Consider the following 16,998-nt stretch of genomic DNA (forward strand, 5'->3'; position numbering starts at 1 on the left):
GGCCCCCTCCTTTCTCAGTAGGTGCCGAAGGCGGTTTGCACGCTGCCGCGCCCCTGCGTCTTGACGATGCGGCGGATCAAGCGCTTCATGTCTTCGTCCGCGCCGGTCACGTCGAACACGACGCGCTGTTCCTGGCGGGACCGTGAACTGAAGACGCCCTTAGGCGTCACGTCGGCAGTCATGCCGGGAAGGTCCGACGTAATCCCCTGAAGCTGCCGCCTCAAGAGGGGCGCCTGGGCGCTGATCCCACGCTGGAACCCCTGGATGACCTGGCGGCCAGCGGGGGAGAGGATCTTCTTGTCCAGCGTCTCCGGGCCCTTCCAGTCGGGAAGGTGCTTCGTCAGACCGCCCAGGGTGTTCTTCACGCTGGAGATCATCGACTTAATGCCGTCGATGAAGCCCTTGATCAGGTTCACTCCGGCGCGGACCAGGACGGTACCGACACCGCCCAGGGCGGCCTTCGCCTTCCCAGGCATGTCCCGGACCTGGCTCACCGTGCGGGTAATCCAGTCCTTCGCTGCCTGGATGGCCTTTGATCCTGTGTCCTTCATGACGGCCCAGACCTTCGAAGCCAGCGGCTTCAGGGCGGCCCAGACCTGGCCAGGCAGATCAGTAACCAGGCTGATCACGAACTGTACGGCGCCGTCAACGGCTTGCTTCGCCAGCTCCCAGGCGTCGGAGAAGTCTCCGCGCAAGAGGGCGGCCAGGGCCTTCACGGCAGGCACGAAAACTGTGGTGATCAGCGTAGCCAGGTAGTCACCCAAGAGGGCGGCCAGCTTCGCGATTGCCGCGATCACCGGTACCAGAATCGGGACCAGGGCCGTGACCACTTCGCCCAGGGCCTCAAAGAGAGGAACCAGAGCGATCAGGATAGGGGTCAGTGCGGGGAGGATCGCGATTACCAAATCCGCCAGTACGGGCAGGAGCGGGAGGAACGCCTGAAGGAGCGCCAGGACAGCGTTCACCAGGGCATCCAGTACCGGCTCCAGTGCCACGATGACAGGCTGGAGTGCGCTGCCCAGCTTCTCGATAACTGGAGCCAGCCCCGTCAGGAGCTTACCCAGGGCTGGTCCGGCCACCTCCAGGATCGTTCCCAGGAGCTGTCCCAGGGTCGGCAGGAGTGCGCCGATGACGTCGAAGAGTCCGTCGAAGAGGGCCGCCGCCCCCTCCATACCGGAGGACAGGCCCTTGACGAAACCGCCCAGCGCATCGCCCAGCTTGCCCAGGCCGGAGCCCAGGGCCTCCACAAGGGGCTGGGCCTCCTTCATGGCAGGAGCCACACCGGACAAGAAGCCGTCCGCGAGCTTTCCCACACCCTCCACGAGCGGCTCGATCATTGGGGCAGCGGACGAGAAGATAGACTTCAGCTTCGGGGCCAGGTCATCGAAGATCTGCTCCATCTGGCCCGCCGCTTCCTTCAGCGGCTTGATCAGCGGCTTCGCCAGATCCTCCATGGTGGAGGTGACATGGTCCTTCAGGTCCGAGAATGCTGACTGGACTTGCTTGCTCTGTGCTGCTGCCAACACGCCCAGGCCGACCATGGCCACCGGCACGGCAGCAATGGCACCGGCCGCACCGACAGCAGCAATGGAGATCATGGTCAGGGACGTACTCGCCACTGACCCCAGGGCGCCCAGAGCGGAGGCCGCCCCCCGGGCAGTCCGGGACATGCCGCTCTGGATGGTGTCGCCCATACGGCGAGTAGCAGAGACGGCGCCACGGGCACCCCGGGCTACACCGCTCTGGATGCTGTCGCCCATGCGGCGAGCGACCGAAGCGGCCCGGGACGCCTGCCGAGATAGAGAGTCCGTGTCGATGCCCAGGCGCACAGTGAGAGATGCCAGCGTAGCCACGGGTCACCGCCCCTCGTTGTAGTTGAAGGTCCCGCCCAGAGCGGCGTTCGCCTTCATGACGTCCGCCCAGATTTCCTCCGGGGACCTCTTCCGCTTGAACCAGGTGGGGATGAAGTCAGACGGCTTCGCCTTCTTCTTCGCCCCGGCACTGTTCGCGACCGTCGCAGCCACGACGCCAGCAGAGATGTCCAGGCGGGCCCGGATGTCCAGGGGGCCCGTGACCCGCTCGTACGCCTGCCACTCCGTAAGCTCACGGGAGGACGTGCGCGCGAGAAGTTCACGGACCGTCATCCCCAGATGGCCCGCCAGACGGAAGTAGAAGAGTCGCTCTGGGCGGGACGTCAGTTTCCCGTCAGCTCCTGGGCATCCTCGTTCGTCAGACCGGAGAGGCGAGAGGCCACGTCCACAACGCGGGAGAGAGCCTGGGCACTCTTCTCGCCGAGGCGCTTCACAGCGGCACCCTGGAAGAGGCGCTTGCCGTCTGCGTTCACGATGCACGCGGCGGCCAGGCGGGCCCTGTAGTTGTCCAGGGCCTTATCCTTCACCACCCCGTCCATCTTATCGTTCAGCATCTGTGCTTCGAAGTGGTCGCGGTCGGTGCCAGACATGCCCTGGACCAGGACAGTACCGCCCCACTCCGGGACCTCCACCGACTCGCGGACCAGGTCATCAGCGGACAGGATGTCATCAGCGGACAGGTACATCAGGGTCACACTCCAGGGGTCGCAGTGGGCTTGCCGGTGACCTTGAAAGTCAGCTCAGCGGACAGCTTGTCGTCCACGGGGGCCTCCTGGGAGAAACCCTTGATGAACGCCTGGAACTCCCAGGTGCCCAGGGCGCCGGGGAATACCAACTTGTAGTCACGCGGCTCCGTGTCCTCGAAGTCCGCCAGCAGTTCGTCATGCTTGCGCGGGTCGTAGTTGACCTCCAGGGACACCTCCCCGCCATCCTTCAGGCCGCCGATGAACTCGCGCCAGCCGTCGACCGAATCGTGTGCAGTGACGTCGTAGGTCTCCCGCTCGATCTCGGGACCCTCCACGCTGGTCACGTTGGCGACTGCGGTGAAGACGGGGGTCGTCTCATCCATGTCGGACCGCTCCAGAGCGATCCCGAACGCGTCAAGTCCGGCCATGCCGGTACCTCCTACGGGTTGCGGGTCAACCAGACCCGATACTGGGAGTTGATGTGTCGGACGTCAGGGTCCGGATCCTGCACGGCCTCATGCTGTTCGTGCCGGATCGAGACGTCCGACCAGCCAGGGACGGTCAGCGGGACCCTGTCCAGGGCCGCGTCCAGGGCAGCGAAGACGTCGTACGCCTCCCCGCTGCCAGGGGCCTTCGACCAGACGTGCAGGACCACCAGGACGTCCAGGCCCTGACCGTCGTGCGCGTCGGCCGGTGTCTCCGTCATGGAGCCGAACGAGACGTACGGGAATGCCGCGTCCTCCGGGACCTCGTCGTAAACGCCAGACACCAGAGCCGTCAGGGCAGTGGACGCGGTCAGCTTCTGATACAGGGCCGTCTGGAGTGGTCTGCCCGCCGTCGCCATGTCACCACCTGCCCAGGAAGCGAGGGACAGCGTTGCGGACAGCACACTCACCAGTCCGGCGGTGGAGGGCAGCGGCAGGCCCCATGAAGGGCTGATCGTTCATCTTGGAAGTGCCCTTCTCCACGTAATACGCGTACTCCGTGGCCTGGCCCCGGACCCGCACCCAGGCTTTGCCGGACGTCTTGTTCACGCTGGACTCGATCGAGCTGCGCAGACGGCCCGTGCGCACGGGCGCCAGATCCTTCGCTGTCTTCTCCAGCTCGGAAGCCCACTCCTCCAGCGCTCGATTCCGGGCCCGGTTCAGGCGGGTAGGGAGCGACGCGATACGCGCGGCTGCGCGGCGGACACCACGAACGCTGACACGTACGGTCATGCGGGCCTCCTCACGGAGTGGCCTGGTGTGCCTCACAGTCAGCCCGGAGGTACGTGCCAGGAGTGGACGGCTCGAAGGTGGCCAGCACGGCGAGGATGCGGCCAGGCTGGCGTAGCTCATCACCGCGCCGGACATCGGCGTCAGGACGGAGATACACCACGTGCGAGAGCTGCGACCCGGACTGGTCGGCCACCACGCGCTCCGTGGCAGACGGCTGGGAGAAGCGGGCCCGGACGGTGCCCACCTGAGACCAGGACTCCTCCCAGCCGCCCATGCCGTCCGGGGTGCGGGAGGGACGCCAGACGTCGGCCGACGCGTTCAGGAGGCGCAGTACGCGGCTCACAGGACACGCGCCGATCCGACTCCGCCACCGAAGCGCACAGACAGGCGGGCCCGCTGGTAGTCCGTCAGGGACATCGTGCCGGACTCCGAGTCCGCATACTTGACCTGGTAGTCCCCGATGCGCTCCGACTCCACCGCGCGGGAGAGAACCTCACCTGTCCGGAAGGAGGACAGCTCCTGGCCCGCCAGGCGACACACCAGGTCCACGATGTCCGCCGGGACCTCCGGCAGGCCGTGAACGTACGTCACGTCAACCACCGAAGGGGCGCACCCTGGCCGCCAACCAGCCGCCCTCATAAGGGCGCCTGACACCAGCCGCCAGTCCGACACAGCGACCCCGTCCAGGAGGACAGAGGACACCGACCGGATTGGTAGACCAGGCAGGCGAAGGCGCGGGGCAGGCTCCCCCTCCAGAGAGACAGAAGACGTCGTCTCCAGAATGGGGGAGGCCGCTGCGCCCCGAACGAGGGTCGACGCGACGTCCAGGAAGACGTTCACGGTGTCAGTCTCGTCAGGGTTGACGGTGACACCCCGGGCCTCCAGGTCAGCGACCGTGGCGAGAGGGGGAAGTGCCATAGGGTGTCACCTCCGTCAGTCAGCGGCCTTCGCGGTCCGCCGGGTGGTGCGCTTCTGAGTGGGGGCCTTCGGCTCCGGCTGGCGCGCCTCCGGCGCGTAGACGTAGCCACGCTCCCCGTCACCTACCAGGGAGCGGGCCGTGGCATCGGGTACGTAGGTCTTGACCCCGTTCGGGCCGATCACGTACGCCATCAGGCGCTGGTGTCGGTCCAGGTGACGATCCCCTCGGGACGGATCACCTTGCCGCCGTAGACGTGGAGGCCCCGGAGGCGGTCCGCGAACTTGTCCTGGGCCCGGAGCGCTTCGGTCTTCTCCACCTGGGAGACGTACGCCAGCGACGGGCGGTACAGGGCCACAGCCTGCGCCTTCGCCGTGGTCGGCAAGTTCTCCGTGCTGTAGATGTCGAAGTTCAGGAGACGGCCCAGCGACGCGTTCCGCAGACCCGCCGGGGAGCCGGAGGTGTCAACGCTGGTCAGCTTCGAGGACGCGCCCAGGAGGACCGCTTCGAACTCTGCGTTCACGAGGAGGACCCACTGGCCGCCGGGAACGAGGGCCTTCCGGAGAGCCTTCCGCATGTCGCGGATCGCGTTGAAGGCCGCCTCCGGGTCATCCAGAGCGACACCGCCGGAGTCCAGGGCGGTACCCGCGCCGGTCACGGCGGTCGACAGGATGAACTTGTCCGAGTCCTCCGCCATGCCCTCACCGGCCGACCGGGTGAACGCGTCCATCGAACCGGCCGCCTGGGCCTTGTCGATGTCGTCCACGTAGAAGTCGAAGTTCTTCTCCTGGTCGATCAGGAGGTCCTGAGAAGTGGTCGACACACTGTCCGCCGACGTGGTGCGGCTGTTCGCCTTGTAGTCCTTGACCTGGACAGCGACCGCAGTGTTGATCTTCACGACGTTGCCGCTGGAGGCGTTACCCTCGTACTCACGGTTCGTGAGGGCGGCAGCCACGGCCTGTTCACGGAAGTCAGTCAGGAGCTGCGCGTTCCAGATCTCGGGAATGAAAGAGGTTACGGCCATGGTGGGCCCTCCATTTCAACGGGGCTGGCGGCTGACCAGGCGGCCAGCGCGCGAGTGCGTCAGTTGCCAGAGAGGACGTTCTTCAGTCGGCCCTCTGCCTTCGCCTTGACGATGGCTTCCGGGGACATCGACTTCAGGTCCTCCCGTGTGAGCTGGGCAGGGCCCGACGCTTTGCGCGCGGCTCCACCATCAGCGGTGCCCTGGAAGCGGGGCCTGGACGTCGCGGCCAGGTACGGCTTCCGGGTCAGAAGCTCCTCAATCGCTTCGGAGATCTCCTCCGCGTCCACGTCACCCGACTCGCCCACCTCGAAGGCGGACATGTCCAGGTAGCGGTACGCGTCAGACGGGTCGGCCAGCTTGCCAGCGGCAGCCGCCTTGATCTCCGACCTGAGGATGCGAGCGTTCGCCCTCTCGGTTGCCTCACGGGACACCTGGCGGCGGATCTCGTCCGCGTCAGGCTGGTCGGCAGTGCCGGACGGCTTCGGGGCCCGGAGATCCTCCAGCTCCTTCTCCAGCTTCCGGCGCGCGTCCCGCTCCGACTTCCATCGGGTCTTCATGGAGTCCAGGGCCTTCTTCCCGGCATCCCCCAGGGCATCCGTGCCCGCGTCCGTGCCCGCGTCCGTGCCCGCGTCCGGGCCGTCCGCGAGGGTGTCAGGGGCGGCGGGTGGGGGAGTGCCAGGCGCTCCCTGGTCGCTGGGTGTCTGGGTGCCGTCCTGGGCGTCTGTGGTTCCGGGCTCGTTCAGATCAGACATCGTCAACTCCGTTGCGGGGTCGTCGGATTGCTGCTGGCGCATTGCGCGTCAGCGGAGGTAGCCGTTCTTGTACAGGAGCCGGATCGCGTGGTTCCTGTCACCATCGGCCAGGCGGTAGATCTCTTCAGGCATGAGCCGTGGCGGGCGCTTCCGGCGGCGGGAGCCAGTACCCGTGCGGGTCACCTGGGCAGTCCGGCCGAACATCTCTACGCGGTCCATGCCCTTACGTGCGTTCACGACAGCGGAGACGCTGGCACCGTCCTCCACGGCCTTCGTGCCTGCCTCACCGAACGTCTTCCGGCGTTGCGCCGGAGACATCGACTCGAAGAGGTCATGCGCGTCCAGGGGAGTGGGACGGCTCCGCCGGGTCACCGGCTGCATCGTGCAGTCGCACCGGGGGTGTCTCAGGAAGCCGCTGGAGACACCGTACTCACGGCCAGCGAGGATGATGCAGCGGGAGCACGCGGGCAGCTCCACCACGCGCACGTACGACGTGACACCTCGGTTCGCGACCATAGCGGCCTGGTCCGCCTGGCGGCCGGTGTCAGCCACGACGGTACGGACAACCATGTCCAGGAACGCGGCACCACGCGCCATTGCGGCACGCGGGGAGAAGCCACGCCTACGGGCCGATACGGCAGCCGGAGCGCTCCGGGCCAGGAGGCCCATAGCGTCCCGTCCGTCCGGGGTCTGGGAAGCGAACTGGGCGGGGTCGATGCGAGGGCCGTCACCTTCGCCAGGGCCCAACAGCTCCCGCATGAAGGTGTGCGACCCTTCCGCCGCGTGGAGCTGGCCAGCCTGAACCAGGGCCGTGACCCGGGGGAGGAGATCACCCCAGTCCCGGGCCACCGTCTCCGGCCGGACCTTTGCCCACTCCGCCAGGACCAGGCGGGCCGTGGCTTCAGCCAGTGCGGCCCGGGACTCCTGGTGTCGCTGTGCTCTCCGGCTCCAGGCCATCGTCACCTCCAGGCGACTCATCAGGGGCGCCTGGTCGCGAGTCGTGCGCCATCAGCGCTGTGATCGCGCCCATGGGGTCCGCCTCCAGTTCCCGGTCCCGCATCGTCAAGAGGTCTGCGACCTCAGTCGGAGACAGGCCGTACCGGAGCGCGATCCACTCGAAGGGGAAGCCGATTTCCTTCAGCTTCATCAGCGCGTCCGCCATCTGCGCGTGTGAGCGGGACTCAGCATCGGCCCACACCACCTGTCCGGCAGCGATGTCGACGGCCTTCGAATCATCACCACGCGCCAGCGCGATCAGGCGGAACATCTCGCGGAGTGCCTGGCCGAACCAGATCTGTTTCTCCTCGACCCGCTTGACCAGACCAGTCTCAGCGGCCAGCAACGCGTCACCTGACAGGTTCGCCATCTTGCCGATGAGGTAATGCTGAGGTGTGCGGGTCTGGGCCGCGATGTGGCCGACAGCGACCTCCATGACCTTCGTGTACGCCTCCAGGTTGGCGGCGGTCCACTCGGTCACCTTGACGTCGTCACCCGTGAAGAACATCACGCGGTCAACCGCGAAGCGTTCCATGTCCACCGGCCTGGACCCGACGATCTTCCCGTCAGAGTCCAGAATCGGGATCTCCGGCACCTCCGCACCCAGGACGATGCGCTGAGGGAACGAGGCGTAGTCGGCAGCCGTGAACAACTGGGCCCAGAGGAGGTTCACGGCGTCCTGCATGGAGATTACGCCGGTGATGTCTGACACCGGCTCCTCCGTCAACGACGGCCGGTTCGGCAGCTCCACCATCGGCACGACCCCCATGGGGTTCACCTGGGGATTGGCCTGGTCACCGGTCTCCGCCACGTCACGAGGGGCCCAGCGATTCAGCTCCTCATCCACGGCCTGTTCCTGGGGGCTCTTCGAGGACTGGCCCAGCGCAGCGCGCTCAAACTTCCAGACCTCATCAGGCAGGTACAGAGTCGCGTACGACATCGCACCGTCATCCCAGCGCTTCAGTGCCGCCCTACGCTTCCGACGCGAACCAGGCACGTACGCAACCACGCACTGGGCCGCGTCCTCGAAGGTCACCTCCGGGGTGTCCGGGTCGTCAGGGTCACCCCAGACCAGGACGAAGGACCGGCCGGAGTTGACGGACCCCAAGAAGCCCAGTTGAGAGTCAGCGTCCAGCCCGTTCCGCTGCCAGACTCGCCACAGCTCCTTGTCAGCGTCCGTGGTGCCGGACGGCCGGATGCCGTTAACGGACAGGCGCTCCACGGGCGCATCGCTGACCACCTGGACCCAGTTGTCCGCGAAGCCCTTGTACCGGTCCCCGTGGAACTTCTGGAACTGCTCTGACGCGAAGGTCAGCGGGTGGTTGCCTCGGTAGTAGTTGCTTGCCCTGGTGATCTCCGGGCGCCGTGCCAGGAGCTGGTCTTCGAGACGCTGGACCAGCGCCAGGGCCTGTTCGTATGTTGCCACTGGTCCCTCCTACGCGGACATGTAGAGCGGCTTCTTGCGCATGAGTCCGGCCGCGATGGCGTCGCATGCGGCCTCGTGTGCCAGGACAGACACCACGGCCAGGTCGATCTTTCGGCGGTGCTCCGGCTTCGCCAGGACGTACCGGTCAGACGGACGTGCAGCCATGCGCGCGTTGAAGACGTGCCGCTCAGTGATCGGGCAGCCGTCATGCGTGAACGTGGAGTCACGCTTCACACAGTCCGTCTTGAGGCGCTCAGCGGCAGCGTGCATCTGTACCGGCCGCCTGGTGTGCCAGCGAATCACCCGACGCTCCCCGTATCGCTCCGCCCACTTGTCCACCTCGGACTCCCAGTACGGCGGGTCGCAGTACATGAGCTTGACGTCGTACGTGCGGAAGATCTCGTCCACCGCTGCGTCGACCTCCAGGCGGGGAACCTGGCCCTCCCACTCCGCCGGGTCCCAGATGGTGGGGCGCGTTGACGGTCCGTACGTCGGAGTGAACTGGAAGCCGTCCATCGTCTCCGCGCGGAGGCCGGTCCAGTCGTCAGAGTCGGAGCCGTCGAAGCCCAGGACGATCGGAGTCTTCATGAGCTTGTACGTGGACGGCTTCGGCTTCTCACGGTCGCTGGCGCGGGACAGCCACGCGGCAGCCTCCAGCCAGGAGCCATGACCAGCCATGATGCGGTTACCGAAGAAGCGCTCCGCCTGGCCGGGGTCGGACTCCAGAAGCTCCGCCGCCTCCGCCTCAATGGCGTCCAGGTCGATGTGCGGGCAGTCCGCATAGACGGCCTTGTGAATCTTCCGACGCTCCTGCTTGTTCCGGTAGGACAGCGTCGGCGGGGCCTGGGGGAAGTAGCGGTAGACGTCCTCCGCCGCACCCTCGTTCGTCTTCTGGGCCGTGGAGTACTCGCTGGGGTCGTACGCGTTCGTCGTCTCCATGGAGCGGCCGGACATACCGGCCAGGCCACGGCGCATCGTCTCCGCAACCTTGATCATCTTGTTGGTTGCGGTGTACGTGCCTGTCTCGTCCTGGACCGCGAACGTGATCGGGTTACCCAGGCGGGACTGTGCGGACGACGTGACGACGTCGATACGGCCCTCTTCGCCCACCCTCACGAAGCCCTCCAGAGGCTTCATGAAGGACGACAGGTCGCTGTGCTTGATCATGGCGACCAGAGGCCGGTAGACGTTCGCGACCTGGTCCTCAGACGTCGCCAGAAGCTGAATCAGCGGCGTCGGCTGGGGGACGGCCATCGGGTCGCCCTGGTCGTAAACGAACTCCCAGCCGCAGGAGCATCCCCAGTCGCGGCAGCGGTAGCGCTCCCCGCCCTGGGCCCAGCCAGCGAAGACAGTCGGTCCGGCAGCCTCCGCCAGGACCACGGCAGCCGCGAACGGCCCCTTCCCGGACTTCTGAGGCATGATCACCTGCGCGCGCCGGTAGACGAACGCGGTGGACTTCTGGCCTGCCTCTGCGGTCGGCCGGACCGTATACATGCTGGACGCGACCTTCAGTTGCCAGGGCAGCATTGTGAACGGCTGGCCCTGGTCGAAGCCGTCAGGGACGACCGCGTGGGCCTCAATCCAGGCCAGGGTCACGACCAGGCACGATCCGTCACTCACCCTGGACCGCCTTCAGGCGGGACGTCAGAGACGCGACAGCCGAGACGGCGGACTGGGGGGCCGACTGGTCATCGTCAGTGTTTACGGTGCCCACGGTCCAGCGGTTCCGGAGCATGCCGGACACCGAAAGGCCCAGGGACTCCGCGAACTGCTTGACCTGGCCCCACACGATGGCGCTGGAGCGGGGGGACTCTGCGCGGACCAGGAGGCGGACGTATGAGGCCACCTCAAACTCCATGTGGAGCTGTTCCCACATGACGGCCTGGGGGGCCTCCCAGAGGCGCTCCCAGAGGTCCATCTCACGGTCGCTGGGGGAGGCCAGCGGGAAGGCTGGGAGAGGACCGTCACGGCCGTCTGCGGGCAGCGTGGTCCAGCCCTGAGTGTCCGACTTCGCCTTGTGGCTCCGCTCAGTGGACGTCGGAGCGGGTCCGCTGCGCGCGCGTGCGCCTCCACTGGACATGTGCGGTCACCTCCAGGCGCCTCACTTGGGGCGGCTACTTGAACGAAACGGGGGTCACGTGTTGTACTGGTCCTCCGCCTCAATTGAAGGAGTCAGAGATGGCCAGTGTTTTGATCAGCGGCATGACGGCAACGACCCTGGGCGACGCGATCCGCGCCTCAATCCGGGAGGCCCGCGAGCGGGAGGCCCAGGAGGCGCGGCAGGCGGAGCCGGACATGTCCACGGCGGAAGCCCAGTTGGCCCGCGCGCGGGAGCGTGGCCTTCAGATCGTCACCGTGGTGGCTACGGGACAGCGGGGCTGGGTCGTCCAGGAGCTGAACTACGGCTGCACGCTGCGTATCCGGCTGGCGGGTAGGCGTGGAGAGGACGCGATCGCTCGCGTGCCGGTCAGCCACGTGATGTACGAGCGTCGCTGAACGCGAGAAAGGGGCCCCTGGCTGGATGGCCGGGGGCCTTCGTCATGCCTCACAGAGTGTGAGCGACAGGGGTCCGATCAAGGTGTTTGAACCGGGCGCACCTGACAGAGCCCTCCCCCGCGTTCAACGTCCCCTACCGGTTGGGGGTTACCCCCCACCCTCTGACCTGCACAAATGGCTCTGACCTGCGATGATGTCACAGTGTGACGTCAGGCGCGATCGTTCCATCCACCAGGTTGGTTGCGTGCCGTCTCACGTGAGTGATGAGCCTTCGTCATCGCACGGAGGTTGCTCCAGTCATGGCCATGCGGACCCAGTGGGCCCAGGCCGTCAACGTGATCTACCTCTGAGGCAGCGGGACGCAGTGGCTCAGGCAGGTCCAGGCACTCGTCACACTCGCAGTACGGATGCTCGCGCAGGTACGCGCGCCTGGTACGGGCCCAACGCGTGCCATAGCCAGCGGCAGAGGGGGAGCGACGCGTGCGCCTGGCGCGACCCTGGCACGCCTCACAGCGGCCTCCAGTGGTCAGCGTGGGGCATCCAGGCGTCGGACAGACGGACAGAGCCCTCATGCGCGCCATCAGACCCAGCCGCCGGACAGGAAATGGGCCGCCAGCCACGTGACACCGGCCAGCAGCGTGAACCGACGCAGACGCGTCAGGCCGTCCGGCTGAGGGTCACGCCGCGTGATGGCGAACCAGCGCCAGACGTGCTCCGACAGAGTGTCGTCAGGGCGTTTACGAGCCAGCGCCAGCCCTTCGATGACACCGAAGGCGGCCAGCCAGGTCACCCAGGACAGGGTCCAGATGCTCACAGTGACCTCCAGGCGTCGGAACGGGTACGGCTGACCTGGCTGGACTCGAACCAGCGACACGCGGAGTAACAATCCGCTGCTCTGCCGTCTGAGCTACAGGTCATTGACGGGCTGGTCAGCGTGGCAGGGATCGAACCTGCGCTCTCCTGGTCCCAAACCAGGCGCCTTACCTCTCGGCTACACGCTGAAGAGGCCCCAGCGCGTCAGACCTGGCCAGCGGCCAGCGGGACACGTCGGGGCTGCGCTCACGACCGGACTCGAACCGGCGGCCTCCGCCTTGACAGGGCAGTGCGCTGACCATCTGCGCTACGTGAGCTTGCGTTCCCCGCCCTGCCGGTCCTGGGCCTGGCCAAACGGCGCGGCCTCTCAGCAAGGCGGGGAAGTCAACCCCCTGGGTAGGGCGTGCGAAGCCGTAGCCAGGGGCCGTGAGGTGGGCCTACTCGGGGCCCGCTTCGCCCAGGCCGCCGCCTGGGCTACTAGGGGCCCGTTTCAGAGCCTCACGGAGTCTGGGGGAGGGCCTGGCGCTCAACGGCCCCGTAGGGACTTACGTGGCGCTTCCAGACCCTCCCTGAGTGTGCTGCGACCGGCGGAGAGGAGGACGCCAGGAGCACAGGGGAGGCAGGAGCCCTGCCTGGCGCTCCGACCGCCGATAGGAAGGGGTGCGCGGCACTCCAGGGGAGCAACCTGCCTCACTCCTATACAGGTGAGGATCTCCCCTGAAACGAGCCTGGGAAGGGTCGTTAACGATGTGACGCGCACCACGTCAGGCAGGCGGTAGCGAGTCCACCCACCGTGCCCGGGACGGCCACTCGGAGCCACAGCGCAGACAGCGGACCAGGGTGAACGGTGGCCGCAGCGGGCGGACCAGACGGTACTCGGGACGGTGGTCGCCAGGGCTGACGCACGCGCGTCGCTGGCGACCCTCCACGGGGTCTGTAGAGCGCTGAGAAGCCATCAGGGGGTCCTCTAAGGGGAAAGGCCCCCGGCAGGCTGCCAGGGGCCGTTGCTGTCGTTCACGATCAGTACGTGCGCGTCTTCGTCTTCCTGCCCATAGCGGCAGCGATCGGCCAGCCAGTGACGGCCCAAAGACCACACGTGATGATGGACAGGAAGACGTGGAGGCCGTGGTTCGCGCCACGCTTCGTCACGACCGTCCGGGGCTGGGGCGGGTAAGGGGCACCCTGCGGTGCTCCTTGGTACGGCTGGCCCTGGTACGGCGGTGGCGGCGGGCCATGGTAAGGCGGCTGGGTCATGAACTTCCCTCCCTAGATGAGCCGTTATCGTAACCGACAGACACGACGAAGGCCCCCGGCAGGCTGCCAGGGGCCGTCAGTCGTTCACGATCAGCGGCTACCCGTCCCACACTCGCAGGTCGGTTCTTCCGCACACAGACATTGAATGTACTCCAGTGCCTCACGCTTCGTGGGCTTGGACGTGTCCGCCACCTCTTGACCAGGCGCGATGATGAGCCAGTTTGGTCCCGCGCCGTACCCAGAACCCTTTGGCGCAGGGATGTTCTCCACGCGGTAGGTCCCGCATGGAGTGGTCACCTCGTAGTATCCGGCACCGACTCGCTTTGTACGGACCTTCATCGTGAACCCCTTCCCCGCCGGTCCGTCCGGCAAGGGCTTCAGAGTAGGCGCCCCTATTGAGTCGCGTCAAGCTCACCAGCGACGGTCGTCCGCCTCCAGGTACGCGGCGGTGCGGGACGTGATCTCCTCCTCCGACAGCCGCTCGTGAACGTCGAAGAACGGCTCCAGCCACGGCGTCAGGCGCGGGAACAGCTCCGCGATGAAGCGGTACGGGCAGCGGCCGGACTTCGCCAGGTTGTGGTCAGCGCAGAGCGGGACCAGGTTGTCCAACGTGTGCGAACCGCCACGGATGAGCGGGACGTTGTGGTCGATGTGCTCGAACGGGCCGCCACACACCACGCACGTGTAGTAGCCCTCCTCGTCCCAGTGGATGAACACGTCCTCCGGCTGGTGGCCGTCGTAGTCGGCCCCGTAGCGCATGGCGCGGTACCGGCGCCCGTTCCCCGCCGCCTGGGCCCGCACACGAGGGTCCTCACGGCGGACAGACTCCCTGGCCGCATGGCAGCGGCGGCACTGCGGGAACCGGCCGTCCGGACGCGTGCAGTCCAGCGGGAAAGCAGACAGCGGCAGGACCGCGAAGCAGCGCGCGCACGCCTTCGCAGGGACGCTGCGGGCCCGGAGGCTGGCGTTCACGCTGACCCGGAACCGGCGGTCCGCCAGAGGGGGCCTGCCGCGCGCTGGCGGACCTGACGGACCTGGCGTGGCTGGGTTCACGATCGCTCCGCGCGGTAGGCCGCACGCTTACAGTGGCGGGAGCAGAAGCGGGGAGGCCGTCCACGGCCCCTGTACGCCAGCGGGGAGCCGCAGCCGGGCCCCTCGCACGTCGCGGACTCCCTGGCCGCCTGGCGGGCCGCCTGGAGGTCCTCCTGTGCGTCCTGAAGGCCCTGGCAGAAGTCGTCTGCGTCCTCGTACGGACAGATGGAGAGACGGCCTGGGCCGGTCGGCTGGAAGGGCTGACCACAGAGACGGCAGTCGCGGAGGCGTGCGCCTGGCCGCTGGATGGCCTTGCGGCAGCGAGGGGAGCATGTGCGTTGCTGGCGACCCTCAAGGGGCGTACCGCAGTGGAGGCAGTTCGGTTCGTAGTCGACCACGGGAGAGGTCCTCTCGATCAGGCGGCCGGGACGCCCTTGATCAGGTGAGGACCTCTCCTTCAGGTGGGGGACGGAAAGGCTGTTCAGTCCCAGGACCTGGGGTAAGGCCGTAGAGGGCTGAAAGATGTAGAACTATTTTGTATCCGGGACGAAACAAAAATAGAGGACTCGTCCGCTGTTCGGCCGGAGGCCGCCCCCGCTACAGCCCCGGTGTCAGCCATGACGTGTCGATACCGTTCGCCTCCATGACACGGACACGCTCCACGGCCTCCGTCAACGTCATACCCGACGCGTGCTCTCTGGCCTCCTGGGCGGACATGACCGGTGCGTCAGTCTCTCGCCAGCGGTACCGCAGACGCTCCACCTGAAGGCCCTTCCTTCCCCGCTGTCCGGGGCTGATCTCCAGCTCCTCGAACGCCTGGTCCAGCAACTCCCGCCGGTCGTCAACCATGGCTCCTTCCCAGTACTCCGCCATGGTTTGTCCGGTGGCCACCAGCTCTGTCCGCCTGTCCGGCTCCTGTCCGGACAGCTCCTCCTTACGGGCCTGGAGCTTCTGGAGGCGTGCGAAGGTGTCCGCGTCCGCCGACGTGGCCAGGTCGGACAGCGTGTCTCTGATGTCCGCCTCCACGGTGGCCAGGTCCTCAGTCGCGGACACCACTGTCCGCTCCCTGTACATGGGCATGTGGCCAACGGCGGACAGGTACAGGCCGGTCACGTGCTCCTCCAGGGGTACAGCGCTGATACTGACCTGGGTCGGACAGATCCGCCCCTGGTTACCCGTTGGGCAGCGATAGAACACGATCGGCCGGGGGTTCGCGGACCGTGACATCTTCCTGTCCACAGTCAGCAACGACCCGCACCCAGAGCATGTCAGGAGGGCGGACAGGAGTCGCGCCGGTTGGCGGCCACCTTTGTACATCTGCCGGTCCGGCCGGTTGAGGTGTCCGCGAATGGCGGCTACCTGGGAGGTCGTCAGGATCGGTGGCCACGGCGTGAGGATGTTCCCGTCTTCGTCGCGGACAGGCCGTCCGTTCTCCTCTACCTGGCCCATGACTACACCGCTGGTGAGGAGTTTCACCAGGCTCCGGCGGCACCACTGGTCCGCGCGCCGTGGCTTGACGCCAGCGTGGTTCAGGCGTCGCGCGATGCGGTTCAGCGGGTCCGGCTCCGGCTTCAGGAGTGCCTCCGCCGCCTCTCGGATGTGCCGGGCCTCCTCCGGGTCGATCTCCAGGACCCACCCTCTGGGGCTGCCTTCGTCGTCCGTCTCCGGGTTCGGGACCGGCCTGTACCCGAACGGCGCCGTTCCGCCTCCCCAGCGTCCCGCGCGCCGGAGTCGCCTGGACCGGTTCCTGGAGCGTTCCCGGATGCGCTCACGCTCCGCCCGGCCGACCTCCGCCTGAATGACGAACCTGAACCTGAACGCGTCGCCGTGAAGGCTGTCCAGGCCAGCAGTGTCGAGTAGGCGCACAGGGTTGTGCGAGCGGCGGCCGGTGGTGGGGTCCTTCCCTTCGACCACGTCCAGGATGGCGGCAGCGACGTTCAGGCCCTCACGGGTGAGTCGGTCAGTGACTGGATTGATCAGGACGTCGCAGCGTCCCGTTCGTGCGTCGTCCAGCCAGGCCGTGAACTCGTCCCGGTCCCGGTACCCGCCGGACTTACCATCATCTACGTGGAGCGCGACTTCTTCGAAGCCTTCACGGGCGCAGAGGGCCCGCATGTCCTCGATCATGCCGTCCAGGGACAGGTTCTCAGCGTCGGCAGCGACGGAGAGACGTGCATACAGGCTGGCGCGCTTTCTGGGTTTCGTCACCCGGCCAGTGTAGCGGCCTCATACGGGTCTGGTGAGGGTTCCGACGTGTCGAAGGTGCGGCGCGTGACGGCGGAAGCGCCGAAGAGGACGGGTGCCGCGTCCCGGCTGTGCTCGTCGGTGTCCTTGAGCTCGTCCCAGCGCATGCGCGGCCTCCTCGGTGGTGGTGTCGCGTCCTTCTTGCTCCACTGTCGCTCTCCGCGGTCTCAGAATAGAACACGCGTTCGTGTAGAAAGTGTCAAGCTCGATTTGGGGAGCCGACCCTGGGGTGATTGGCTGGCCACCCCGATCACAGGCCGTCCAGTCACAG

Annotated in this window: 19 protein-coding genes and 3 tRNA genes; 1 reads left to right on the top strand and 21 read right to left on the bottom strand. The window is 67.0% G+C overall.

The features are described from left to right. Nucleotides 1–14: 14 nt before the first annotated feature. The 14 genes from ACFYMO_RS00830 to ACFYMO_RS00895 form a co-directional block, all read right to left on the bottom strand. Nucleotides 15–1,598 carry a hypothetical protein gene (locus ACFYMO_RS00830; protein WP_388543346.1) on the bottom strand — a complete coding sequence of 528 codons (1,584 nt, stop codon included), beginning with the start codon at nucleotides 1,596–1,598 and terminating at the stop codon, nucleotides 15–17. A gap of 258 nt (nucleotides 1,599–1,856) precedes the next feature. After that, entirely contained in the window at nucleotides 1,857–2,144 is a 288-nt protein-coding gene (locus tag ACFYMO_RS00835) for a hypothetical protein (protein ID WP_388543348.1), read from the bottom strand. A gap of 50 nt (nucleotides 2,145–2,194) precedes the next feature. After that, nucleotides 2,195–2,557, bottom strand: a complete 363-nt coding sequence (locus ACFYMO_RS00840) for a hypothetical protein (RefSeq protein WP_388543760.1) — start codon at nucleotides 2,555–2,557, stop codon at nucleotides 2,195–2,197. A 5-nt stretch (nucleotides 2,558–2,562) separates the two neighbouring features. Further along, a complete protein-coding gene (locus ACFYMO_RS00845; RefSeq protein WP_388543350.1) occupies nucleotides 2,563–2,985 on the bottom strand; it encodes a phage tail tube protein in 423 nt (140 codons plus the stop codon). A gap of 11 nt (nucleotides 2,986–2,996) precedes the next feature. After that, nucleotides 2,997–3,401, bottom strand: a complete 405-nt coding sequence (locus ACFYMO_RS00850) for a DUF3168 domain-containing protein (protein WP_388543352.1) — start codon at nucleotides 3,399–3,401, stop codon at nucleotides 2,997–2,999. Between the two features lies 1 nt (nucleotide 3,402). Further along, nucleotides 3,403–3,774, bottom strand: a complete 372-nt coding sequence (locus ACFYMO_RS00855) for an HK97-gp10 family putative phage morphogenesis protein (RefSeq protein WP_388543353.1) — start codon at nucleotides 3,772–3,774, stop codon at nucleotides 3,403–3,405. A 10-nt stretch (nucleotides 3,775–3,784) separates the two neighbouring features. Continuing rightward, nucleotides 3,785–4,117, bottom strand: coding sequence for a phage head closure protein (locus tag ACFYMO_RS00860; RefSeq protein ID WP_388543355.1), 333 nt, complete (start codon nucleotides 4,115–4,117; stop codon nucleotides 3,785–3,787). Then, nucleotides 4,114–4,365, bottom strand: a complete 252-nt coding sequence (locus ACFYMO_RS00865; protein ID WP_388543357.1) for a hypothetical protein — start codon at nucleotides 4,363–4,365, stop codon at nucleotides 4,114–4,116. Before ACFYMO_RS00865 ends, ACFYMO_RS00860 begins: the two co-directional genes overlap by 4 nt. Nucleotides 4,366–4,707: 342 nt before the next feature. Next, nucleotides 4,708–4,884, bottom strand: coding sequence for a hypothetical protein (locus ACFYMO_RS00870; RefSeq protein ID WP_388543359.1), 177 nt, complete (start codon nucleotides 4,882–4,884; stop codon nucleotides 4,708–4,710). Continuing rightward, the gene (locus tag ACFYMO_RS00875) at nucleotides 4,884–5,714 is read right to left on the bottom strand and encodes a hypothetical protein (protein WP_388543361.1); all 831 of its coding nucleotides are present in this window, start codon (nucleotides 5,712–5,714) and stop codon (nucleotides 4,884–4,886) included. The genes ACFYMO_RS00870 and ACFYMO_RS00875 overlap by 1 nt, the downstream gene beginning before the upstream one ends. Before the next feature lie 59 nt (nucleotides 5,715–5,773). Next, nucleotides 5,774–6,466, bottom strand: coding sequence for a hypothetical protein (locus tag ACFYMO_RS00880; protein WP_388543363.1), 693 nt, complete (start codon nucleotides 6,464–6,466; stop codon nucleotides 5,774–5,776). Nucleotides 6,467–6,514: 48 nt separating this feature from the next. After that, nucleotides 6,515–7,018: a hypothetical protein gene (locus tag ACFYMO_RS00885; RefSeq protein WP_388543365.1), complete on the bottom strand. Its 504-nt coding sequence runs from the start codon at nucleotides 7,016–7,018 to the stop codon at nucleotides 6,515–6,517. 349 nt (nucleotides 7,019–7,367) lie between these two features. Beyond that, entirely contained in the window at nucleotides 7,368–8,888 is a 1,521-nt protein-coding gene (locus tag ACFYMO_RS00890) for a phage portal protein (RefSeq protein WP_388543367.1), read from the bottom strand. Between the two features lie 9 nt (nucleotides 8,889–8,897). Continuing rightward, complete coding sequence (locus tag ACFYMO_RS00895) at nucleotides 8,898–10,508, bottom strand: hypothetical protein (RefSeq protein WP_388543369.1); 1,611 nt, start codon at nucleotides 10,506–10,508, stop codon at nucleotides 8,898–8,900. 558 nt (nucleotides 10,509–11,066) lie between these two features. Here ACFYMO_RS00895 and ACFYMO_RS00900 point away from each other — a divergent pair. Continuing rightward, nucleotides 11,067–11,384, top strand: a complete 318-nt coding sequence (locus ACFYMO_RS00900) for a hypothetical protein (RefSeq protein ID WP_388543371.1) — start codon at nucleotides 11,067–11,069, stop codon at nucleotides 11,382–11,384. A gap of 580 nt (nucleotides 11,385–11,964) precedes the next feature. Here the strand turns inward: ACFYMO_RS00900 and ACFYMO_RS00905 are convergent. The 7 genes from ACFYMO_RS00905 to ACFYMO_RS00935 all read right to left on the bottom strand — a co-directional run bounded on the left by ACFYMO_RS00905 (nucleotide 11,965) and on the right by ACFYMO_RS00935 (nucleotide 16,834). Continuing rightward, on the bottom strand, nucleotides 11,965–12,198 hold the full coding sequence (locus tag ACFYMO_RS00905) for a hypothetical protein (protein WP_388543373.1): 234 nt from the start codon (nucleotides 12,196–12,198) through the stop codon (nucleotides 11,965–11,967). Between the two features lie 30 nt (nucleotides 12,199–12,228). Further along, nucleotides 12,229–12,301, bottom strand: a tRNA-Asn gene (locus ACFYMO_RS00910). A gap of 9 nt (nucleotides 12,302–12,310) precedes the next feature. Beyond that, nucleotides 12,311–12,385, bottom strand: a tRNA-Pro gene (locus ACFYMO_RS00915). A 55-nt stretch (nucleotides 12,386–12,440) separates the two neighbouring features. Next, nucleotides 12,441–12,514 (bottom strand) — tRNA-Asp (locus ACFYMO_RS00920). Nucleotides 12,515–13,862: 1,348 nt separating this feature from the next. After that, nucleotides 13,863–14,252 carry an HNH endonuclease gene (locus ACFYMO_RS00925; RefSeq protein WP_388543375.1) on the bottom strand — a complete coding sequence of 130 codons (390 nt, stop codon included), beginning with the start codon at nucleotides 14,250–14,252 and terminating at the stop codon, nucleotides 13,863–13,865. Nucleotides 14,253–15,080: 828 nt separating this feature from the next. Beyond that, nucleotides 15,081–16,691: a recombinase family protein gene (locus ACFYMO_RS00930; protein WP_388543377.1), complete on the bottom strand. Its 1,611-nt coding sequence runs from the start codon at nucleotides 16,689–16,691 to the stop codon at nucleotides 15,081–15,083. Continuing rightward, nucleotides 16,688–16,834 carry a hypothetical protein gene (locus ACFYMO_RS00935; protein ID WP_388543379.1) on the bottom strand — a complete coding sequence of 49 codons (147 nt, stop codon included), beginning with the start codon at nucleotides 16,832–16,834 and terminating at the stop codon, nucleotides 16,688–16,690. The genes ACFYMO_RS00930 and ACFYMO_RS00935 overlap by 4 nt, the downstream gene beginning before the upstream one ends. Nucleotides 16,835–16,998: the final 164 nt, after the last annotated feature.

It is taken from the genome of Streptomyces sp. NPDC007025 (assembly GCF_042869455.1).
Taxonomy (GTDB): Bacteria; Actinomycetota; Actinomycetes; order Streptomycetales; family Streptomycetaceae; genus Streptomyces.